General features: G+C 73.3%; 20 protein-coding genes and 2 pseudogenes. 7 read left to right on the top strand and 15 right to left on the bottom strand.

Annotated elements, in window-relative coordinates; genetic code table 11:
* Together HCJ92_RS12615 and HCJ92_RS12610 are read right to left on the bottom strand one after the other, a co-directional pair.
* Positions 1-343: helix-turn-helix domain-containing protein (locus tag HCJ92_RS12615; RefSeq protein ID WP_167933642.1), on the bottom strand; the 343-nt coding region annotated here is incomplete at its 3' end.
* Positions 344-383: 40 nt separating this feature from the next.
* Complete coding sequence (locus HCJ92_RS12610) at positions 384-809, bottom strand: DUF5997 family protein (RefSeq protein WP_167933641.1); 426 nt, start codon at positions 807-809, stop codon at positions 384-386.
* Between the two features lie 53 nt (positions 810-862).
* Here HCJ92_RS12610 and HCJ92_RS12605 point away from each other — a divergent pair, with 53 nt between their 5' ends.
* Positions 863-1,678 (top strand): LysR substrate-binding domain-containing protein, encoded by an 816-nt coding sequence (locus HCJ92_RS12605; RefSeq protein WP_167933639.1) that lies wholly within the window; start codon positions 863-865, stop codon positions 1,676-1,678.
* A 117-nt stretch (positions 1,679-1,795) separates the two neighbouring features.
* Here the strand turns inward: HCJ92_RS12605 and HCJ92_RS12600 are convergent, their stop codons facing one another.
* Both HCJ92_RS12600 and HCJ92_RS12595 read right to left on the bottom strand, forming a co-directional pair.
* Positions 1,796-2,959, bottom strand: coding sequence for a pectate lyase family protein (locus HCJ92_RS12600; protein ID WP_167933637.1), 1,164 nt, complete (start codon positions 2,957-2,959; stop codon positions 1,796-1,798).
* 369 nt (positions 2,960-3,328) lie between these two features.
* Positions 3,329-3,889 (bottom strand): histidine phosphatase family protein, encoded by a 561-nt coding sequence (locus tag HCJ92_RS12595; RefSeq protein WP_167933635.1) that lies wholly within the window; start codon positions 3,887-3,889, stop codon positions 3,329-3,331.
* 186 nt (positions 3,890-4,075) lie between these two features.
* On the opposite strand from HCJ92_RS12595, the gene HCJ92_RS12590 reads away from it, so the two are divergent.
* Entirely contained in the window at positions 4,076-4,270 is a 195-nt protein-coding gene (locus tag HCJ92_RS12590; RefSeq protein WP_167933634.1) for a DUF1918 domain-containing protein, read from the top strand.
* An 89-nt stretch (positions 4,271-4,359) separates the two neighbouring features.
* Here HCJ92_RS12590 and HCJ92_RS12585 read toward each other — a convergent pair whose 3' ends face one another.
* The gene (locus HCJ92_RS12585) at positions 4,360-5,613 is read right to left on the bottom strand and encodes a family 10 glycosylhydrolase (protein ID WP_167933633.1); all 1,254 of its coding nucleotides are present in this window, start codon (positions 5,611-5,613) and stop codon (positions 4,360-4,362) included.
* A 354-nt stretch (positions 5,614-5,967) separates the two neighbouring features.
* On the opposite strand from HCJ92_RS12585, the gene HCJ92_RS12580 reads away from it, so the two are divergent.
* Both HCJ92_RS12580 and HCJ92_RS12575 read left to right on the top strand, forming a co-directional pair.
* Positions 5,968-6,828 carry a 3-hydroxybutyryl-CoA dehydrogenase gene (locus tag HCJ92_RS12580; RefSeq protein WP_167933631.1) on the top strand — a complete coding sequence of 287 codons (861 nt, stop codon included), beginning with the start codon at positions 5,968-5,970 and terminating at the stop codon, positions 6,826-6,828.
* An 8-nt stretch (positions 6,829-6,836) separates the two neighbouring features.
* Positions 6,837-7,196: an HAD family hydrolase gene (locus HCJ92_RS12575; protein WP_167933629.1), complete on the top strand. Its 360-nt coding sequence runs from the start codon at positions 6,837-6,839 to the stop codon at positions 7,194-7,196.
* Positions 7,197-7,245: 49 nt separating this feature from the next.
* Here the strand turns inward: HCJ92_RS12575 and ku are convergent, their stop codons facing one another.
* The gene (gene ku, locus HCJ92_RS12570; protein ID WP_167933627.1) at positions 7,246-8,403 is read right to left on the bottom strand and encodes a non-homologous end joining protein Ku; all 1,158 of its coding nucleotides are present in this window, start codon (positions 8,401-8,403) and stop codon (positions 7,246-7,248) included.
* A gap of 30 nt (positions 8,404-8,433) precedes the next feature.
* Here ku and ligD point away from each other — a divergent pair, with 30 nt between their 5' ends.
* The gene (ligD, locus tag HCJ92_RS12565; RefSeq protein ID WP_167933626.1) at positions 8,434-9,321 is read left to right on the top strand and encodes a non-homologous end-joining DNA ligase; all 888 of its coding nucleotides are present in this window, start codon (positions 8,434-8,436) and stop codon (positions 9,319-9,321) included.
* 118 nt (positions 9,322-9,439) lie between these two features.
* On the opposite strand, the gene pheT is transcribed toward ligD, so the two are convergent.
* The 7 genes from pheT to infC form a co-directional block, all read right to left on the bottom strand.
* On the bottom strand, positions 9,440-11,950 hold the full coding sequence (gene pheT / locus HCJ92_RS12560) for a phenylalanine--tRNA ligase subunit beta (protein WP_167933625.1): 2,511 nt from the start codon (positions 11,948-11,950) through the stop codon (positions 9,440-9,442).
* Positions 11,950-13,083 carry a phenylalanine--tRNA ligase subunit alpha gene (pheS, locus tag HCJ92_RS12555; protein WP_167933624.1) on the bottom strand — a complete coding sequence of 378 codons (1,134 nt, stop codon included), beginning with the start codon at positions 13,081-13,083 and terminating at the stop codon, positions 11,950-11,952. The genes pheT and pheS overlap by 1 nt, the downstream gene beginning before the upstream one ends.
* Positions 13,084-13,319: 236 nt before the next feature.
* On the bottom strand, positions 13,320-14,405 hold the full coding sequence (locus HCJ92_RS12550) for a sensor histidine kinase (RefSeq protein ID WP_167933620.1): 1,086 nt from the start codon (positions 14,403-14,405) through the stop codon (positions 13,320-13,322).
* Between the two features lie 84 nt (positions 14,406-14,489).
* Positions 14,490-15,338, bottom strand: a complete 849-nt coding sequence (locus HCJ92_RS12545; RefSeq protein WP_167933644.1) for a TrmH family RNA methyltransferase — start codon at positions 15,336-15,338, stop codon at positions 14,490-14,492.
* 195 nt (positions 15,339-15,533) lie between these two features.
* The gene (gene rplT, locus HCJ92_RS12540) at positions 15,534-15,917 is read right to left on the bottom strand and encodes a 50S ribosomal protein L20 (RefSeq protein WP_167933619.1); all 384 of its coding nucleotides are present in this window, start codon (positions 15,915-15,917) and stop codon (positions 15,534-15,536) included.
* Positions 15,918-16,032: 115 nt separating this feature from the next.
* On the bottom strand, positions 16,033-16,227 hold the full coding sequence (gene rpmI, locus HCJ92_RS12535; RefSeq protein ID WP_167933643.1) for a 50S ribosomal protein L35: 195 nt from the start codon (positions 16,225-16,227) through the stop codon (positions 16,033-16,035).
* A gap of 121 nt (positions 16,228-16,348) precedes the next feature.
* On the bottom strand, positions 16,349-16,954 hold the full coding sequence (infC, locus tag HCJ92_RS12530) for a translation initiation factor IF-3 (protein WP_167933617.1): 606 nt from the start codon (positions 16,952-16,954) through the stop codon (positions 16,349-16,351).
* A 397-nt stretch (positions 16,955-17,351) separates the two neighbouring features.
* Here infC and HCJ92_RS24945 point away from each other — a divergent pair, with 397 nt between their 5' ends.
* Entirely contained in the window at positions 17,352-17,726 is a 375-nt protein-coding gene (locus HCJ92_RS24945) for a DUF1844 domain-containing protein (RefSeq protein WP_167971420.1), read from the top strand.
* 5 nt (positions 17,727-17,731) lie between these two features.
* Here the strand turns inward: HCJ92_RS24945 and HCJ92_RS24940 are convergent.
* Positions 17,732-18,436 (bottom strand): annotated as a pseudogene (locus HCJ92_RS24940) (SseB family protein); the annotation flags it as partial.
* 142 nt (positions 18,437-18,578) lie between these two features.
* Between HCJ92_RS24940 and HCJ92_RS12520 the strand changes: the two are divergent.
* The gene (locus tag HCJ92_RS12520; protein WP_167933614.1) at positions 18,579-19,589 is read left to right on the top strand and encodes a serine hydrolase; all 1,011 of its coding nucleotides are present in this window, start codon (positions 18,579-18,581) and stop codon (positions 19,587-19,589) included.
* On the opposite strand, the pseudogene HCJ92_RS12515 reads toward HCJ92_RS12520, so the two are convergent.
* Positions 19,564-19,800: pseudogene (locus HCJ92_RS12515) on the bottom strand (hypothetical protein); the annotation flags it as partial. The gene HCJ92_RS12520 and the pseudogene HCJ92_RS12515 sit on opposite strands and share 26 nt — an antisense overlap.

The raw sequence follows: 19,800 nt of genomic DNA, 5'->3' as shown, positions 1-19,800 counted from the left end.
CCGCGCCCGCGTCGTGGCGGCGGGCGCGGTAGACGCTGGGGCTCTCCCCCACCAGTTCGGTGAACCGCGAGCTGAAGGACCCGAGCGAGGTGCACCCCACCGCCAGGCACACCTCGGTGACGCTCAGGTCTCCGCGGCGCAGCAGCGCCTTGGCCCGCTCGATCCGGCGCGTCATCAGGTACACGTAGGGGGTCTCGCCGTACGCGGCGCGGAAGCTGCGGGAGAAGTGCCCGGCTGACATGAGGGCCACGGCGGCGAGCGCGGGCACGTCCAGCGGTTCCGCGTAGTCGCGGTCCATGGTGTCGCGGGCCCGCCGCAGCCGCCTGAGGTCGTCCAGGTTCACGGCCCCAGCATCGCACCCGCCGGGGCGGGCCGACCGGGGGTCAGCCGCGCTTCGCCTCGCCGGCGGCGGCCTCCGCCTCGTCGGCACGCTTCTGCTTGAGGCGGACGGTCTCCCGGCGGACGTCGGCCTGGGTGCCGCGCTCCCGGTCCAGCCACTCCGGACGCTCGGCCTTCAGCGCCTCGATCTGCTCGGTGGTCAGCGCCTCGGTCACCCCGGCGCGGGCGAGCCCGGAGATGGACACCCCGAGTTTGGCGGCGACCACCGGGCGGGGGTGGGGGCCGTCCCGCCGCAGGTCGGCGAGCCATTGCGGCGGGTCCGCCTGGAGCGCGTCCAACTGCGCCCGGGAGACGGTGCCCTCCTGGAAGTCCTCGGGTGTGGCGGCCAGGTACACGCCCAGCTTCTTCGCCGCCGTGGACGGTTTCATCGTCTGGCTGCTCTGCTGGGGCCTGGTCTGCTGCGACGTCATGGGTCAAGGGTAGCGATCGCGGGAGGCCCGCTCGCCGCCGGTAGCCTGGGGAGGTGACTGGTAACGGGGATCCGCAGACCTTCCGCCTCCTCTACGTCCCCGGCGTGACGCCGGGGAAGTGGGTGCGGACCTGGAACGAACGGATGCGTGAGGTCCCGCTGGTCCTGGAGCAGTCGCCTCCCGCGGCGGCGGCGGACGCGTTGCGGAAGCTGCGGGCGGACGCGGGACTGCTCCGGCTCCCGGCGGACCGGGACGAGCTGAGCGTGATCCCGCTGTACACCGAGACGACGGTGGTGGTCGTGCCCAAGGACCACCTGGTGGCCGCGGCGGACGAGGTGACGATCGCGGATCTCGCCGACGACGTGGTGCTGCACCCGTTGGACGACACCCTCCCGTGGGAGGCGCCGCCCGGACGGCCCGCGTTCCAGCGGCCGGAGACCACCGAGGACGCGGTGGAGCTGGTCGCGGCGGGCATCGGGCTCCTGGTGGTGCCGCAGTCCCTGGCCCGGCTCCACCACCGGCGGGACCTGACCTACCGCCCCGTGACCGACGCCCCGCAGTCGGGTGTCGGGCTCGCGTGGCGCGAGGACACCACGACGGACGACGTGGACGACTTCGTCGGCATCGTCCGGGGCCGCACCGCCAACAGCACCCGGGGGCAGCGGCAGCAGGCGGAGCCTGCGAAGGCGGCCAAGGCGGAGCGGGGACGCGCCGCGGGAGCCGGCGGCGGGGTGGCGGCGAAAGGGCGCGGCCAGGGCACCGCGGGGCGGCGGGGCGCGGGCGGTTCCCGGGCGGGCGGACGGAGCGGGGGCGCCCGTCGGGGCGGTCAGAGCGGCGGTCGCGGTGGCGGGGGCCGCGGCAGGCGCTGAGTCGCACCGGGGCGGGACGTCCCACGTCCGGACGTGCGACGACCCGCCCCGGGGAGGGACGGGTCGCCTGCGGTGCCGGTTCCGCCGGGGCATGGGGCCGCGGGGAGACCGCCGGGGTCAGGGGGTCGGGTCGATGACGCCCGCGCCGGCGTACTGCTCCACCGCGGACTTGGCGTCCGCCGGGCTGTCCGCGTCGAAGGAGTACGGCGGGGTGAAGTCGGTGGTGGACTCCAGGTGCTCGTGGGGGCTGTCGACGAACGCGTTGTCGACGAGGTTCCAGTAGCCGGTGGAGTTGGAGCCGTACCACCAGCCGACGGGGCCCTCGGGGTAGCCGGCGTGCGAGTCGTCCTCCCCGCTGCCGACGTTCTCGAACCAGTTGCCCTCGACCAGGACCTGCGAGCCCATCCGCGCGTTGACCGCGGAGCCGTCGATGTCCTCCAGCAGGTTGTTGGCGAAGTGGACGTCGGCGTGCCGGATCAGCGGGATGCGGGTGTTGAGGCGCTCGAAGTGGTTGTGGTGGTAGGTGATCTTGTCGGGGGCGGAGCCGGCGCTGTCGTTGTGGCCGACCAGCATGCCCTTCCAGTGGTCGTGGAAGTGGTTCCACGAGACCGTGACGTACTCGCTGTTGTGGGTGATGTCGACGAGGCCGTCGTAGTAGTCCTTGTCGACGTCCAGCGTGCTGCTGAAGGTGTTGTGGTCGATCCAGACGTGGTGGCTGCCCTCGGTGACGGTGATCGCGTCGCCGTCGCCGAGCCGCACGTGGTGGATGTCGAGGTTGCGGATGACGATGTTGTCGGCGCGGGTGACCTTGATGCCGGCGCCGTCGAACTCGGCGGAGTCGCCCACCCCGAGGATCGAGACGTTGGAGACGTCCTTGACGTCCATCTTGTTGCCGGTCAGGTTGTCGGGCTCGACCGTGGTGTCGACGTGGATGACCAGCCCCTCGTCGGCCCCGGCCCGGCGGTGCTGGTTGAGCAGGTCGTACATCGCCTCGCCCGGGTCGCTGTACCCGGCGTCGGCGGCGTACTCGCTGAGCAGGTACTCGTGGACGACGTCCGCGCCGAACCCACCGGTGGTGCCACCGGCTTCGGCGGCGTACCCGAGCGGGGCGTCGGCGTGGGGGTCGGCCGCCGTGGGGGTGGCGGCCGGCGATGCGGGGACGGGCTCCGCCGCGCCGGCGGTGGCGCCGCCGAGCCCGGCGGCCCAGCTGCCGGCGAACAGCGCGGCGGCGCCGGCTCCGGCCACCGCCGATCGGACGAGCGTCTTCTTCTTCGCGGACATGGTGCGGCTCCTCTCGGCCGGGGATCCGTGGGGGAACACGGACTGCACGAGGGGTGGGGGCACCTCGGGATCCCCTGCCACGGCCCACATGTTGCAACCGTTTGCAGTAACGTTCTGGAAACAGAGTCCCGAAGGCACTCGGGACTGTCAACCCATTACACACGAAGCTCAACTGCCCTAAGGCGCCGCAGTGTTGCCGTACGAGGCCTCAATGAGAGCTGTTGCACCGCATGGCGATCACGACGGACGGTCGCGTCACCAGTGCGTTCTTGGCCGCGAAGCAAGCGCTTCCACGGACGCAAGAAGCAACCGGTTGCAGGTTTGCCGTTCCCCGGCCCTCGTGAGCGGGCGGCATCGGGCGGTGGAGCCTCAGCCCAGGCGCAGGCTCCACCGCCCGCCGCCGCCGGCGAGGCTGACCACGGAGAGGGGATGGACCTCGGTGCGCCAGTAGGCGAAGGGGGGTGCCTTGAGCGCGTAGAGCATCGCGGCCCGGATCACGGAGGGTTCGGTGACGGCGACGACCCGGCCCTGTGGCCCGGCGGGCCGGGTGTCCAGCCAGCCACCGACTCGGCCGACGAAGGCGATGAGCGTCTCTCCGCCGTGCGGCGCGGAGTGCGGGTCGGCGAGCCAGAAGTCGACCGCTGCGGGCTCCCGGGCGGTGGCCTCGCCGAGTGTGAGCCCCTGCCAGCGACCCATGTCACAGTCACGGAGCGCCAGTTGGGCCAGCGGAGCGAGACCGAGGACGTCACCGGTCTGACGCGAGCCCCTGGTCGGCGAGCAGTAGCGCAGCTCGGCGGCGGCCAGCGGCGCGAGCGCCGGTACCGCGCGTTCGACGCTGGCCCAGCCGGCGGCGTCCAGGGGGCGGTCGTCACCGAACCGGGCGTCGAGGAGCGAGGAACTGCGCGCAGCGGCTATCAGCGTGACCAGCATGGCGGAATCGTACGAGCACTCGTATTTCCGCACCACGGTCCGGCAGGAATTGCCCGTCCCTTTCCGCGTTCCCGGAAAACCCGGGCCCGGCGGACCGGCTGCGCTCCGCCCGGAGCGCCTCCCCGAGAGGGCCGACCTAAACTGGGAATGACCTGCTCACACCGGACGAACGGCGGGTGATTGGTGATGCGAGCCGACAGCGGGGACCGCATGGTGACCCACGGCAGGACGGTGGGCGACCCCGACCGGGTCGCCCGGGTCGTCGAGGTCCTGGGCCGGGACGGCGCGCCGCCGTACCGGGTACGCGACGAGCGGGGGCACGAGACCGTCGTGTCCCCCGGTCCCGACACGACCGTCCGGCACGGGCCGCCGGCAGGCTGAGGGCCGCGCCGACCGCCGCTCGCGCCCCGTCTGGCGGGGCGCGAGCGGCGGTCGCTGTGCCGCCTGGCAGTCGTGGCCGGGCCCGTCGATCAGCGGTAGTGGTCCTCGTAGACCCGCGACATGGCACCCAGCGGGTCCGCAGCGACCTGACTGGCGGCGAAGAACACATGGCCGGTGACCTGCGGTTCCTCGGCGGCCAGGGTCAGGTGCCGGGAGAGCTCGGCGGGGTCCTGCCACGCGTCGGGCTGAGAGGCGTCACCGACCTTGTACATCGCCTCGCCCACGATGAGCCGCACCCCCGTGCCGGCGCACACCTCGGACCACCACGGGACCAGCTTCGCGTAGTCCGCCGCAGCCAGCCCGATGTTCCAGTACAGCTGGGGGACCACGTAGTCCATCCAGCCGTTGCGCACCCAGCCGCGGGTGTCGGCGAAGAGCTCGTCGTACGCCTGGAGGCTCCGGGTGTCCGATCCGGCCGGATCGGTCCCGCGGTTGCGCCACACCCCGAAGGGGCTGATCCCGAACGCGAGGTCCGGGCGCACCGCTTTGACCCTCTCGTGCATCTCCCGTACCAGCAGATCGACGTTGTTGCGGCGCCAGTCGCCCAGGTCGTCGAAATCACCGCCGTATTCGGCGAACGTCTCCGCGTCGTCGAACTCCTCCCCCGCCACCGGATAGGGGTAGAAGTAGTCGTCCCAGTGAACCCCGTCGATGGCGTAGTTCTCCGCCGCGTGGATCATGGCGTCCTGGGTGAATCGGCGCACCGCCGGAATACCCGGGTTGTAGTACAGACCGCCGCCGTGGCGGACCACCCATTCGGGGTTGCGGCGTGCCGGATGGTCGGCGGCCAGTCGGGCCGGATCGTCGTGGTTGGCGATCCGGTAGGGGTTGAACCAAGCGTGCAGCGCCAGCCCCCGCTCGTGCGCCTCCTCGACGGCGAACGCCAGCGGGTCCCAGCCCGGGTCCGCGCCCTGCACGCCGGTCAACCAGGCGGACCACGGTTCGTGCGGGGAGGGCCAGAAGGCGTCGGCGGTCGGGCGGACCTGGAGGAACACGGCGTTGAGGTTCCAGCGGGCCGCGTCGTCGAGGAGCGCGCGCAGCTCGGTGCGCACCTGGTCCGCGGAGAGACCCGGCTTGGAGGGCCAGTCCCCGTTGTTGACGGAGGCGATCCACACGCCGCGCAGTTCGCCCTCGGGCTGCCAGGCCGCCCGGGTGCCGGGGGTCGCTGCGGGGTCGGGGTCGCCGCCGCCGTGCGGGGTGGCGCCGGCGCGGGTGAGGGCGAGCGAGCCGATCGCCGCGCCGGCCGCGACGGCGGTGAAGGTTCTGCGGGTGAGGTGTCCCACGCGGTACTCCGTTTGTCGGGTTCGGTGGTGCTCGGTCCGGTGGTGTCCGGGCCGGCGCGGTCGGGCTGTGCCGGTCTGTCGGGCCAGCTCTATCAAGATGACCCGACAGGCACCCGCCTGACACGGGGGTTCTGCGAAAAGTTCGTGTCGAACGGCGCGCACGCGGTGCACCGGGGCGCACGATGGACATGTGCGCTCCGCAAGACCCCGCAGCGTTGCGTGACCGGCACTGGCGCGGGGGTGACCCCCCGCCGCCGCTGGGAGCCGGGTCCGGGAGTACGGTCGGTGCCGGGGGGCGGTCGCGTGGCAAGGGAGCCGCGCCACCGGAGTGCTGTCTCGGCGAAAGGGCACGGTGTGACCGACATCGAACGGGTCGGAGTGGTGGGCTGCGGCCAGATGGGCGCCGGGATCGCAGAGGTCTGCGCCCGGGCCGGACTGGACGTGCGGGTCGCGGAGACGACGGGCGAGGCCCTGGAACTGGGCCGGTCGCGTCTGATCAACTCGCTCCACCACGTCACGGAGCGCGGCAAGATCAGCGAGGCGGAGCGCGACGCCACGCTGGAGCGGCTGTCCTTCACCACCGACCTGGGAGAGCTCGCCGACCGGGACCTCGTCATCGAGGCAGTGGTCGAGAACGAGCAGGTGAAGCTGGAGATCTTCCAGGTCCTGGACCAGGTCCTGACCCGGCCGGACGCCATTCTGGCCTCCAACACCTCCTCGATCCCGCTGGTCAACCTGGCGGTCGCCACCACCCGCCCGCAGCAGGTGCTCGGCGTCCACTTCTTCAACCCGGCACAGGTCCAGAACCTGGTCGAGCTGATCCCCGCCCTCACCACCTCCGAGGAGACCCTCCGCAGGTCCGAGGACCTGGTGGTGCGGGTGCTGGGGAAGCACTCGATCCGCGCGCAGGACCGCTCGGGCTTCGTCGTCAACGCCCTGCTGATCCCGTACCTGCTCTCGGCGGTGCGGATGTTCGAGGCCGGTGTCGCGGCGCGCGAGGACATCGACAACGGCATGGAGCAGGGCTGTGCCCACCCGATGGGACCGCTGAAACTGGCGGACCTCATCGGTCTGGACACCGTCGTCTCGGTCGCCGCCTCGATGTACGAGGAGTACAAGGAGCCCCTCTACGCCGCTCCCCCGCTGCTGCAGCGCATGGTCTCCGCGGGCCGTCTCGGCCGGAAGACCGGCGCGGGCTTCTACACCTACGGCTGAGGTCGGGCATGAGCACGGTGTCGGTGGACTTCGACGGGGTGATCCACGCCTACCGTCGCGGCTGGGCGGACGGCTCGATCTACGATCCGCCGGTGCCCGGCGCGCTGGACGCGCTGCGGGCCCTGATGGCCGAGCACGCCGTCTTCATCCTGACCAGCCGCGATCCCGAACAGGTCGCCCCCTGGCTGACGGACCACGGCTTCGAGACGGTGGTGGACCGGCACACCGCGCGGCGCCGGTTCTGGAACGGCCGCGGCAAGCTGCTCGTCACCAGCCGCAAACTGCCGGCGTCCGCCTACGTCGACGACCGGGCCGTCCGGTTCACCGACTGGGAGCGGACGCTGCGCGAGGTGTCCGAGCTGGCGTGAGGGGCGCGGGGGCCGGCGGCGGGCGATGCGCCCCGGCCGGCCCCCGCCGTCAGGCGGAGCGACGGCCGGCGGCACTCTTCTTCTGCGTCCCCGTCGCCGCGCTCTTGCTGGCCGCGGTCTTCCCCGAGGTGCTCTGGGCGGCCCCGTTCCTCCCCGCCGCGGCCTTCTTCGTGGCCGCCCGGCCGGAAGAGCTCTTCGCCGCCTTCTTCGCCGCGCCTCCCGACGCGGTCTTCTTCCCCGTGCCCGAACTGCCTCCGGCGGCCTTCCCTCCCGGGCCCTGACTCGCAGCCCTCTTCCGCGCCGCGCCTCCCGAGCGCTTCGCCGCCCCTCCCGACCGCCGCGATCCGCCGTCGGTGATCTCGGTGACGGTGGCCTTCGCGCCCTCGTCCCCGCCCTCCTCGGCCGGGGCGGCGGCGTCCTCCTGTTCCTCGCCGCGGGCGCCGCGCGCGGCGTTGACGCTGTCCTGGAGCGCGGACATCAGGTCGACGACCGTCCCGCCGGCGGGGGCGGGGGCGGCCTGCTCGGGTTCGACGCCGTTCAGCTTGGCCGTGACCAGCTCCTCCACCGCGCTGCGGTACTCGTCGTGGAGCTCGGCGAGGTCGACCTCGCCGAGCGACTCCATCAGGGTGTCCGCGAGGTCCAGTTCCGCGTCCCGCACGGTGACCTTGCCCTGCGGGGCGATCCCCGCCGCCGAGCGGATCTCGTCCGGCCACAGCATGGTGTGCATGCCGAGGACGCCGTCCTCGCCGGGTCGCACCAGCGCGAGGGTCTCCCGGCCGCGCATCGCCAGCTTGGCGACCGCGCCCTTGCCGGAGCGCGCCAGCGCCTCCCGCAGCAGCACGTAGGGCTTGTCGGCGCCGGTGTCGGGCGCCAGGTAGTACGAACGGTCCAACTGAATCAGCTGCACCGAGTCGACGGGGACGAAGCCGAGGATCTCGACCGTGCGCGCGGTGGGCAGCGGCATCTGCGCCAGCTCGCTGTCGCTGACCATCACCACCGAGCCGTCCGGCGCCTGGTAGCCCTTGCCGATCTCGTCGCCGCCCACCTCCCGGTCGTCGATCTCGCACACCTTTCGGTAGCGGATGCGCCCGCCGTCGGTCAGGTGCAGCTGCCGGAAGGACACGCTGTGGTTCTCCGTGGCGCCCACCACCTTGACGGGGATGGTCACCAGACCGAAGGAAATGGCACCTTTCCAGATGGATCGCATGTTCTGCCCCTTTCGTGCCACTCTTCGAGTATGACGGTCACCGAGGTAGAGGGGCGCCGCCTGACCCTCACCAATCTCGACAAGGTCATCCATCCCGCGTCGGGCACCACCAAGGGCGAGCTGGTGCACCACTACGCGGTCAACGCCGGAACGGTCCTGCCGCACCTGCACGACCGGCCGCTGAGCTTCCTGCGCTACCCGGACGGTCCCGGGGGGCAGCGCTTCTTCACCAAGAACGTCCCCCCGGGTACGCCCGGCTGGGTGAAGACCTGCGAGGTACCGCGGCACGGCGACAGCCCGGCGCGCCAGGTGATGGCGCAGGACCTGCCGAGCCTGGTGTGGGCCGCCAACCTGGTGGTGGAGTTCCACACGCCGCAGTGGCGCTCCACCGAGCCGGAGTGGGCCGACCGTCTCGTCCTGGACCTCGACCCCGGCACCCCCGCGACCGTCGTGGAGTGCTGCCGGCTCGCCCGGTGGCTCCGCGACCGGCTGACCGAGGACGGGCTGGCGTGCTACGCCAAGACGTCGGGTTCCAAGGGGCTTCACCTGCTGTGCCCGCTGGTCCCCACGCCCTCGGCGGCGGTGACCGCCTACGCACGGTCGCTGGCGGAGCTCGCGGCGGCGGAGATGCCGGAGCTGGCGGTGGCCGTGATGCGGCGCGCCGCGCGGCCGGGGAAGGTGTTCGTCGACTACAGCCAGAACGCCGCGTCGAAGACGACCGCGGCGCCCTACACCCTCCGGGCCCGGGAACGCGCCGAGGTGTCGACCCCGGTGAGCTGGGACGAGGTCGCCGAGTGCCGCGATCCCCGGGAACTGGCCTTCACCCTGGCGGACATCCCCGCCCGGATCGCCGACCGCGGTGACCTGCTGGGCGGGCTGCTCAACGCGTCCCGGGCCCGGCCGCTGCCGTCCGGCTGACGGGTTCCCGTCCCGTGCCGCCGCCCGGGGCCGTCCGGCGGGCGGACGGCGGCACGGGACGGGCCCTCGGGCCGCACCGTGCGGGTGCGGCCCGAGGACCCAGGATGACGCCGCCGCGTCAGGCGCCGCGCAGCACGGCGCCCAGCTTCTCCCCGGCGGCGGCCACGACCGCCTCGCGCACAGCGGTGACCTCCTCCGCGGTGAGGGTGCGATCCGTCGCACGCAGCCGCAGCGTGCAGGCGAGCGACTTCCGTCCCGGCTCGATCTGCTCGCCGGTGTAGACGTCGAACAGGTCGAGCGACTCCAGCAGCTCACCCGCCGCGTCCCGCAGCACCCGCTCCACCGCCGCCGCGGGGACCGACCGGTCCACCACCAGCGCCAGGTCCTGGGTCGCGACCGGGAAGGCCGAAACCCGGGGTGCGCGCAGCGGGCCGGAGCCCGCGGCCTCCACCAGGTCCAGGTCCAGCTCCATGGCGCAGGCGCGCTCCGGGAGGGAGAGCGCCTTCACCACACGCGGGTGCAGCTCGCCGGCGTGCCCGACCAGGACGCGTTCGCCCTCGACCGTCACGTACAGCGCGGCGCAGCGGCCCGGGTGGAACGGCGCGTGCTGGGCCGAGGTGACCTCCAGCTCGGTCGCCGCCTGCGCCGCGACCACGCGGGCGGCCTGCACCGCGTCCGCCCAGTCCGCCGGGCGGCCCTCGCCCCACCAGCCGGCCGCGGCCCGGTCACCGGAGAGCGCCACGGCCACGTGACGCGGCTGGTGCGGCAGCGCGGCGTCCAGTTCGGCGAGTTCCTCGTCGGTGGGACGGCCCGACACCCCGGGGCGCACCGGAGCGGGCTCCTCCCCTGTGGGGAGGAAGACCGTACCCGACTCGAAGAGCGCCAGGTCGTGGCTGCCGCGCCGGTCGTTGCGGCGCAGGGTCGCGAGCAGCCCCGGCAGCAGCGTGGTGCGCAACTCCGGTTCCTCGACGGAGAGCGGGTTGGCCAGTGTCATCGTGCGCAGCCGCGCGTCGCCCTCGGGGATGCCGAGGTCGGTGAGCGCACGCGCGCTGATGAACGGGTAGCTCGGCGCCTCCACGTACCCGGCGCCCGCCAGGGCCCGCCCGGTGCGCCTGCGCAGCCGCTGCGTCTCGGTCAGACCCCGGCCGGCGGGCGGGCGGGGCAGGGTCGAGGGCAGGTGGGCGTAGCCCTCCAGCCGGATGACCTCCTCCGCGAGGTCGTTGGGGGCGAGGATGTCGGAGCGCCAGGTGGGGACGGTGACGGTCAACTCGTCGCTGCCGTAGACGTCGCAGCCGATCGACTGCAGGCGGCGGACGACCGTCTCGCGGTCGTAGTCGACGCCGGCGACCCGGCCGGGGTGCGTGGCCGGCATCAGCACGGTCCGCGGGGTGGCGACCGAGCTGACGTGGGTGACACCGGGGTCGGCGGTGCCGCCGCCGAGGAGCACCAGCAGGTCGACGGCGCGCTGCGCCGCGGCTGCCGCGGCCTCCGGGTCGACGCCCCGCTCGAAGCGGCGCGACGCCTCCGAGGACAGCTTGTGCCGCCGGGCGGTGCGGGCGATGTCGCGCGGGGCGAAGTGCGCGGCCTCGATGACGACGTCACTGGTGGCCGTGGTGCCGGCGGCAGCCGAGGAGATCTCGGTCTCGGCCCCGCCCATGACACCGGCCAGGCCGATCGGGCCGCGCCCGTCGGTGATGACCAGGTCCTCCGGGTGGAGGGTGCGGCGGACGCCGTCCAGCGTGGTGAGCTTCTCGCCGGGCTCCGCACGGCGCACCCCGATGGGGCCGTCGAGCCGGGCCCGGTCGTAGGCGTGCAGTGGCTGCCCGAGCTCCAGCATCACGTAGTTGGTGATGTCGACGGCCAGCGAGATGGACCGCATACCGGCCTTCTCCAGCCGGCGGCGCAACCACACCGGGGAGTCGGCGTCGGGCCTGACACCGGTGACGGTGCGGGCGACGAAGCGGTCGCAGGCGGCACGGTCGGCGACCTCCACGGGGTGGCCCTCGCCGTTCGGCACCGGCACGTCCAGCAGCGCCGGGTCCCGCAGCGGCAGGTCGAAGGCAATGGCGGCCTCGCGTGCCAGTCCGCGCAGCGAGAGGCAGTACCCGCGGTCGGGGTTGACGGAGATGTCGAGGATCTCGTCGACCAGCTCCAGCAGCTCCACCGCGTCGGTGCCGGGCTCGTACTCCGGGGGGAGCACGATGATGCCGTCGTGGTCGTCGCTGGTGCCGAGTTCGGAGGCGGAGCAGATCATGCCCTCGGAGACCCGGCCGTAGGTCTTCCGCGAGGAGATCGTGAAGCCGCCGGGGAGCTCGCCCCCGGGCAGGATGACGACGACCTTGTCGCCGACCGCGAAGTTCCGCGCACCGCAGATGATGTTCTGCGGCTCTCCGGTGCCGTTGGCGTCGCCGACGTCCACCTGGCAGTAGCGGATCGGCTTCTTGAACTCCGTCAGCTCCTCGACGGCCAGGACGTGGCCGACGACCAGGGGGCCGGTCAGGCCGGCGCCGGTGCGCTCGACGGACTCGACCTCCAGGCCGGCGGCGGTGAACGCGGCGGCGACGTCGCGGCCGGTGACCTCGGCCGGCAGCTCGACGTATTCCCGCAGCCAGGAAAGCGGGGCCCGCATCAGATCTCCATCCCGAACGGCCGGGTGAACCGGACGTCACCCTCGACCATGTCTCGCATGTCCTCGACGTTGTGGCGGAACATCAGCAGTCGCTCGATGCCGAAGCCGAAGGCGAAGCCGCTGTACCGCTCGGGGTCCACGCCGCAGGCGGTGAGGACGCGCGGGTTGACCATCCCGCAGCCGCCCAGCTCGATCCAGCCCTCGCTGGAGCAGGTGCGGCACGGCCGGTCCGGGTTGCCGACGGAGGCCCCCCGGCAGACGTAGCAGACCATGTCCATCTCGGCGGACGGCTCGGTGAAGGGGAAGTGGTCCGGGCGCAGCCGGGTCTCCATGCCCTCGCCGAACAGCGAACGCACCATGTGGTCCAGGGTGCCCTTGAGGTCCGCCATGGTCAGGCCCTCGTCCACCGCCAGCAGTTCCACCTGGTGGAAGACGGGGGTGTGGGTGGCGTCCAGCTCGTCGGTGCGGAACACCCGGCCGGGGCAGACCACGTAGACGGGTGGCTCGCGGTCCAGCAGCGAGCGGATCTGCACCGGTGAGGTGTGGGTGCGCAGCACCAGGCCCGCGTCGTCGGGGCCCACCTCGCCACCGCCCGCCGGGCGCACGAAGAAGGTGTCCTGGGTGGTGCGGGCCGGGTGGTCCGGGCCGATGTTGAGGGCGTCGAAGTTGAACCAGTCCGCTTCGAGCTCGGGCCCCTCGGCCACCTCGTAGCCCATGGCCGTGAAGATGTCCTCGATACGGTCCATGAGCGTGGTGAGCGGGTGGCGGGCGCCGGGGCGGACGCGGTCGTACGGCAGGGAGACGTCCACCGCCTCCTCGACCAGCACGCGCTCGTCGCGCTCCTCCTCCAGCCGCTCCTGACGGGCGGCGAGCGCCTTGGAGACGGCGCCGCGCGCCTGGCCGACGCGCTTGCCGGCCTCCGCTCGTGCCTTCGGCGGCAGTGCGCCGATCTCGCGGTTGGCCAGTGCCAGCGGCGAGCGGTCGCCGCTGTGGGCGGCCTTCACCTCGCGCAGCGCGTCGAGGCTGTCGGCCGCCGCGATCGCCGAGAGCGCGTCCTCGCGCGCCCGGTCGATCGTTTCTGCCTTCAGCGCCTCGACCTCGACGGGGTCGTATGACTTATTGGGTGCCGACATCGCTTCTCGGTGTTCCCTACTTCCGGTTTGCCTGGCTGCGCCCGCTCGGCGGCGGCGGTGGTGCCGACTGTCGAGTCTACGGCGCGCCCGGGTCGCGTCGTGCCCCGTGCCCCGACGGCCTGTGACGGGAGGGGCGGTGGTCGATGCGCCGCCCCCGCGTGACGGCCCGGGGCGGTGAGGTCACGCGGGCTCGCGGGGGGCCCGCACGGCGGCGGGGCCCGCGGGTGGCTTCCGTCCTAGGAGATAAGGACGGCCGGAGTACCCGCGGGCAGGATGAATCGGAACCGGGCCCCGCCGCCACCGGGGCAGCGGCCGACGGTGACGGTGCCGCCGTGCGCCTCGATGATGCCCTTGACGATGTAGAGGCCGAGGCCGGTGCCGCCGCGGGTGGAGCCCCGCCAGAAGCGGGTGAAGACGCGGTGCATCACGTCCTCGGGGATGCCTGCTCCCTGGTCGGTGACGGTCACGGCGGTGCCCTCCGAACGGTCGCCGGTGTGCGGTACGGGTTCCACCTCGATGGTGACGGTTCCCGCGCCGTGGCGCACCGCGTTTTCCAGGAGGTTGCCGAGCACCTGGGCGATCTTGTCCGGGTCCGCCCACAGCACGGGGAGCCCGTGCGCGAGGCGGAGGTCGAAGCGGTCGGGGTCGGCCCCCGCGGTGACGAGCGTCTTCACCTGGCGGCGGACGGCGTCGTCCAGCCGCACCGGCTCGCGCCGTATCTCCAGCCGGCCGGAGTCGATGCGGGAGACGTCGAGGAGTTCGGTGATCAGCCGGGTGACGCGGTCCGCGTCGGCGTCCACGGTCTGGAGCATCAGGCGCTTCTGCTCGTCGGTGAAGCGGTCCCACTTGTCGAGCAGCGTGGCGGTGAACCCCTTGACCGAGGTGAGCGGGGACCGCAGCTCGTGCGCCACCGTCGCGATCAGCTCGGCGTTGGAGCGTTCCATGCGCTGCCGCGCCTCGGTACTGCGCAGGGTGATCACCACCTGTCGCACCGGTCCGGCCGGTCGGACCCGCACGTACCGGGCGGCGACCAGCACCTCACGGCCGCCGGGCAGCAGGAGGTTGCGTTCGGGCTGCCCGGCCCGGGTCGCGAGCCCGCGGTAGGGGTTGGTCAGCTGCCACCAGGGGCGGCCGTCCGGGTCCTCCAGCGGCAGCGCGTCGGCGAGCGGCGAGCCCAGTGCCTGCGCCGGATCGGTGCCGGTGAGCCGCGCGGCCTCCGCGTTGAAGCAGGTGACACGCCCCTGGTTGTCGGCGATCACCAGCCCGTCGGGCAGGTCGTCGGGGGGGACGTCCAGCTCGCCCGCCCCGGGCCGCTTCACCATTCCCGCCCGTCCCCTCCTGTATCCGCTCCGTAACCCTACTAGGACCCAGAGCGTTTTGAGACCCCGTCAGGGAAGCGGTGCGGTTCAGGAACTCCGGCGGCACCCCCCGGGGGCGCGCTGGGCGCGAGCGGAGGCGTAGAGGCAGACCGCGGCGGCGGTGGCCAGGTTGAGGCTCTCGGCGCGACCGTGGATGGGGACGCTGACGACCCCGTCGGCGAGCGCCCGGGTCTCCTCGGGCAGCCCCCACGCCTCGTTGCCGAAGATCCAGGCGGTCGGAGCCCCCATGGCACCGGCGTCGAGCTCCGCGTCGAGGTCGCGGTCGCCCGCCCCGTCGGCCGCCAGGACCCGGGAGCCGGCCGCCTTCAGTCCCGCGACCGCTTCGGCCACCGGGACACCGACCGCCACCGGGAGGTGGAACACACTGCCGACGGACGCCCTGACCGCCTTGGGGTTGTACACGTCCACCGAGGCGTCGGTGAGGACGACGGCGTCGGCACCGGCGGCGTCCGCGCAGCGCAGCACCGTGCCCGCGTTGCCGGGGTCGCGCACGTGGGCCAGCACGGCCACCAGCCGTGGGCCGGCCGCCAGCACCTCGCCGAAGGGGCGGTCGACGAATCGGCAGACGCCGACGAGCCCCTGCGGGGTGACCGTCTGGGAGATGCCCGCCAGCACCTCCTCGGCCGCCACCGCCACGCGGACGCCCGCCGTGCGCGCAGCGGTGAGCAGTTCGGTGTGGCGCTCGGCCGCCTCGGGAGTGGCGAAGAGCTCGACGAGGAAGGAACCCTCGCCGTCACCGTGGGCGATGGCCTCGCGGACCGCCTGCGGGCCCTCCGCCAGGAAGCGGCGCTCCCGGGTGCGTGCGCTGCGGCGGGCCAGCCGCCGGGCGGCTACGGCGCGCGAGGAGCGCGGGGAGGTCAGCTCGGCGGGGAGCATGCTCACAGCTCGCTTCCATGACAGGAGGGGGTGGCGGGGCGGCCTCGGGGACGGTCGGCGATCGCCGGGAGGGCGGCCCCCGGGGCCGTGGCGTGACGGTGGCCCGCCCCGGAACGCGCCGGGAGGGACCCGGGGACGAGCCGGACCCGCAGGCAGCGTGGCCTGCGGGTCCGTCGTCAGCCGGTGTGCGCCGTGTCAGGCGGCCTTCGGCGCGTTCACGTCCGCCGGGAGGGCCTTCTGGGCGACCTCGACCAGGGCGGCGAAGGCGTTGGGGTCGTTCACGGCCAGCTCCGCGAGCATCTTCCGGTTCACGTCGACCTCGGCGGCCTTGAGCCCCTGGACGAACCGGTTGTAGGTGATGCCGTTGGCGCGGGCGGCGGCGTTGATCCGCTGGATCCACAGCTGCCGGAAGTCGCCCTTGCGCTTCTTGCGGTCGTTGTAGTTGTAGACGAACGAGTGGGTGACCTGCTCCTTCGCCTTGCGGTACAGGCGGGAACGCTGGCCGCGGTAGCCGCTGGCCTGCTCGAGGATCGCCCGGCGCTTCTTGTGGGCGTTGACTGCCCGCTTGACGCGTGCCACGTGAAAACTCCTTGTAGAAGGGCCGCGGTTGACTCACGCGACCCGGAAACGGTTGGTCCCGGCCTCGTCGCTGCGCCCGGCCGCCCCGCGTGGTGCGGGGCGGGGCGCAGCCGGATCACTTGCCGAGAAGCTTCTTGATCCGCTTGGCGTCGGCCGGGGCCGTCTCCGTGGTACCGGCCAGACGGCGGGTGAGGGTGGAGGACTTGTGCTCCAGGTAGTGGCGGCGGCCGGCGCGCTGGCGCATCACCTTGCCGGAGCCGGAGAGCTTGAAGCGCTTGCTGACACCGCTGTGCGTCTTGTTCTTCGGCATGTCGCCGTTCTTCTCCTCGTCGGTGGCGCGCGGCCGACCGGCTGCTCCCGGCCGGGGCCGGGGGCGCCGGACGGGCGCGCGCCTCATCGCTGTCTGGTCTTGCCGCCCGGGTTCGGCGGGCTCAGGCCCGCGCTTCGCCCTGACGCTCGGCCTTGCGGGCGGCCTGCGCCTCCCGGGCCTCGGCCATGGCCTCGGTCTTCTTCTTGTGCGGACCGAGCACCATGATCATGTTTCGGCCGTCCTGCTTCGGGTTCGACTCGACGAACCCCAGGTCCTGGACGTCCTCCGCCAGGCGCTGGAGCAGCCGGTACCCGAGCTCGGGACGGGACTGCTCACGACCACGGAACATGATCGTGATCTTGACCTTGTCACCCTGCTTGAGGAACCGGACGACGTGACCCTTTTTGGTGTCGTAGTCGTGCGGGTCGATCTTCGGCCGGAGTTTCATCTCCTTGATGACCGTGTGCGCCTGGTTCTTGCGCGCCTCACGGGCCTTCAGGGCCGACTCGTACTTGAACTTTCCGTAGTCCATGAGCTTGCACACCGGCGGCCTTGCGGTCGCGGCGACCTCGACGAGGTCGAGGTCGTACTCCTGTGCGAGCTCCAGGGCTTTGGCAAGCGGCACAATGCCGACCTGCTCGCCGCTGGGACCGACGAGTCGCACCTCGGGGACGCGAATCCGGTCGTTGATGCGGGGCTCGGCGCTGATGGGGCCTCCTCGGTTCACCGCACGGATGCCTGGCGGACAGCCGTGCCTGAGATTGTGGTCTGTGGTGACCGCCGGCCGGGCATACGACAAGAGCCCCGACCGTCGCCGGCGGGGCTCCTCACAGACTGGCCGCACCACCGCAGGCACGCGGCGACACGAGTCCGACCTTTGACCTGCCGACCGGGGGTCGGTCAGGTGGGAGATACGGAGCCTCCACTTGCGGGCCGGGCCACCGGGTGACGCGCATGAGCGCGCACTGGTGTCCGGCCGGTCAGGCTTCATCGTACCGCACCCTCCGGCGCGCGCCTCCCCGGGCGGCCCCGGGGCGTCGGAACGGGCTCGCTACGCTGGTCGGCAGCCTCCCGGGCAGCCCCGGGCCGGGCCCACCCACGAGATGCGGACGAGACGACGATCCATGAGTGACGACGCCAGCACCCAGCCCACCGGCACCCCGGCCGACGCCGCCGCCGACCAGACCCGGGACATCGCCGACGTGCCGGCCGTCGAGGTCATCACCACGGTGGCGGTCCACCTGATGAGCGCAGCCGCGGTCAACCTCGGCCTGTCGGAGGAGGGCGAGGACCACCTCGACCTCGACGAGGCCCGCAAGCTGATCACCGCGCTGGCGGGCCTGGTCACCGCCGGGGCGACCGAGGTCAGCTCCTTCCACGCCGCGCCGCTCCGGGACGGCCTGAAGTCGCTCCAGCTGGCGTTCCGCGAGGCGTCGGTCGTGCCGGACGAGCCGGGCGCCGGGCCGGGCGAGAAGTTCACCGGTCCCGTCCTGGGCTGACGCGCGGTAGGGCCGGGCGGCAGGACCGCCAGTTGCAGCCCGCGCACCAGCCGGCTGCGCAGCACCGTGTCGGCGGCCAGCGCGCCCGCGAGCCGGGTGACCTCCGCCCGCCCGCCGGCCCCCTCCTCGAACACCACCGCGAGTGTGCCGTCGGTCTCACCGCCGGGCACGAGCTGCGCGGCGGTGACCCCCGGTTCGGCGGCCAGCAGCCGACGGACCGCGTCCGCGACCTCGGGTCCGGCGACCGGGGCGCCCCCGGTGGCGAGCGCACGCAGCGCCCGCCCGGCGATCTCGTAGGGCACCGGCCCGCCGAGGTCGAGCACCAGCGAGCCGACGCCTTCCTGCACCGCGGCCTGGAGCGCCTGCTGCGGGGTGACCGCCACCGGGCGCGCGTCGGGGCGCCACTCCAGGAGAGCGGCGGTGGAGGAGAACACCGGCAGGGCCTTGCGCCCACCGGGCCGTTCCAGGGTGAGCACCGCCATCTCGCTGCTCTTCTCGCGCTTCAGCCCGTCGGGGCCGATCTCGGCCTCGCCGAGGACCGCGACGACCGGCACCAGCAGCCGGGCGTCGGTCAGCAGGGCGATCACGGCGTCCTCCGCCGCGGGTTCCTCCCGATGCTCCGCCCAGTGCGACAGCGCCGCCACCAGCTCGGGGTCGGCGGAGCCGTCGTCGTCGGCGAACGGGGACCGGGGGATGTTGTGGAGCTGCACCCTGCGAGGGTAGCGGCGGCCCCGGTGCGCGTGCGGTGCGCCCCACCGCGCCGGGCGCGCGCCCCCGGACGAGCGCCCGGCGTTACCTTTTCTTGACGTCGGCCGGCTGACTCGCGCATCCGTGCGAGATAGCGTCGGTTCCATGAGCCCTGAGATCCCCCGCCAGCGCACCCGCCGACTGGCGCCCGCCCTGCTCGGCGCAGCGATGGCGACCGGGGTACTCGCCGCGGCCTCCGCGGGGGGTGCTCCCGAGGGCGTCACCGCCACCGTCCCCGGGAGCGGGGCCGAGTTCTCGGACGCCAGGCCCGCTACGGACGACGGCGCGCCCGCGACCGACGGCGATCGCCCCGGCGCTCCCGACGACGCCAGGGCCCCGGCCTACGCCACGCGGGGCTCCGGCGAGCGCGTGCCGCCGCGGTGGGCCGACGCGACGGCGGCGCTGGCGCGGTCGGTCGAGCCGCTGGAGGCGGAGCCCGCCGTGCGGATCTCGGTGGCGGTGCTCGACCCGGTGAGCGGGTACACCCTGCGCTACGGCGCCGGTCACTACGACACGGCCAGCATCGTGAAGGTCGACATCGTGGCGGGGCTGCTGCTCCTCGCCCAGGACGAGGGCCGTTCGCTGACCGCCGAGGAGCGGCGGCTCGCCTCCGACGCGGTGCGGCTCAGCGACAACGACGCGACGCACGAGCTGTGGTCGATGATCGGCGGCGAGGAGGGGCTCGACCGGCTCAACGCACGGTTCGGGCTGACGCTCACCCGTGGGGGCGAGGGTGGTCACTGGGGGCTGACCCGCACCACTGCCGCCGACCAGGTCACCGTGCTCCGGGCGGTGTTCGACCAGCGGTCGCCCCTGGCACGCCCGGCGCGGGCGTACCTGGAGGGGCTGATGGGCTCGGTCGCCGAGGGGCAGCGGTGGGGGGTGTCCGCCGCGGCGGCGGACGCCGATGGCACCGCGCTGAAGAACGGCTGGCTGCCCCGCAGCACCACGGGGCTGTGGAACATCAACAGCATCGGCCGGGTGGAGGTCGGCGGCCGGGAGTACCTGATGGCGGTGCTCTCCTCCGGGCACCGGACCGGTGACGAGGGCATCGAGCGGGTCGAGGCCGCCGCGCAGGCGGCGATGGACGTCATCCGCTCCACGGGCCGGGCCTGACGACGGAGCGCGCCGTGCGCCGCGGGTCGGCGGGGCCGACGCGGAAGAACAGCAGGGCGGCGGCCAGCAGGAACATCGCGCCGGCGGTGACGGCGGCCGGGGTGAGCCACGGCGGTTCGCCGTCCTCGGGCGGGCCGGTGCGCGGGCCGGGGCCGAAGTACTCGGCGCTGTGGGAACCGGCGGCGGACGCGGTGAGCGGCCGGTCGTCGCC

Source organism: Streptomyces spiramenti (genome assembly GCF_012034385.1).
In the GTDB taxonomy this organism is placed as follows: Bacteria; Actinomycetota; Actinomycetes; order Streptomycetales; family Streptomycetaceae; genus Streptomyces; species Streptomyces spiramenti.
Note: the sequence above shows the minus strand (reverse complement) of the source record. Positions and strands in the feature narration are given on the sequence as shown.

What these genes read in the sequence shown, in the direction of transcription:
- HCJ92_RS12610 (WP_167933641.1), bottom strand. Translation starts at nt 809, where the DNA reads ATGACGTCGCAGCAGACCAGGCCCCAGCAGAGCAGCCAGACGATGAAA.
- HCJ92_RS12600 (WP_167933637.1), bottom strand. Translation starts at nt 2,959, where the DNA reads ATGTCCGCGAAGAAGAAGACGCTCGTCCGATCGGCGGTGGCCGGAGCC.
- HCJ92_RS12595 (WP_167933635.1), bottom strand. Translation starts at nt 3,889, where the DNA reads ATGCTGGTCACGCTGATAGCCGCTGCGCGCAGTTCCTCGCTCCTCGAC.
- HCJ92_RS12590 (WP_167933634.1), top strand. Translation starts at nt 4,076, where the DNA reads ATGCGAGCCGACAGCGGGGACCGCATGGTGACCCACGGCAGGACGGTG.
- HCJ92_RS12575 (WP_167933629.1), top strand. Translation starts at nt 6,837, where the DNA reads ATGAGCACGGTGTCGGTGGACTTCGACGGGGTGATCCACGCCTACCGT.
- ku (WP_167933627.1), bottom strand. Translation starts at nt 8,403, where the DNA reads ATGCGATCCATCTGGAAAGGTGCCATTTCCTTCGGTCTGGTGACCATC.
- ligD (WP_167933626.1), top strand. Translation starts at nt 8,434, where the DNA reads ATGACGGTCACCGAGGTAGAGGGGCGCCGCCTGACCCTCACCAATCTC.
- pheT (WP_167933625.1), bottom strand. Translation starts at nt 11,950, where the DNA reads ATGCGGGCCCCGCTTTCCTGGCTGCGGGAATACGTCGAGCTGCCGGCC.
- pheS (WP_167933624.1), bottom strand. Translation starts at nt 13,083, where the DNA reads ATGTCGGCACCCAATAAGTCATACGACCCCGTCGAGGTCGAGGCGCTG.
- HCJ92_RS12550 (WP_167933620.1), bottom strand. Translation starts at nt 14,405, where the DNA reads ATGGTGAAGCGGCCCGGGGCGGGCGAGCTGGACGTCCCCCCCGACGAC.
- HCJ92_RS12545 (WP_167933644.1), bottom strand. Translation starts at nt 15,338, where the DNA reads ATGCTCCCCGCCGAGCTGACCTCCCCGCGCTCCTCGCGCGCCGTAGCC.
- rpmI (WP_167933643.1), bottom strand. Translation starts at nt 16,227, where the DNA reads ATGCCGAAGAACAAGACGCACAGCGGTGTCAGCAAGCGCTTCAAGCTC.
- HCJ92_RS24945 (WP_167971420.1), top strand. Translation starts at nt 17,352, where the DNA reads ATGAGTGACGACGCCAGCACCCAGCCCACCGGCACCCCGGCCGACGCC.
- HCJ92_RS12520 (WP_167933614.1), top strand. Translation starts at nt 18,579, where the DNA reads ATGAGCCCTGAGATCCCCCGCCAGCGCACCCGCCGACTGGCGCCCGCC.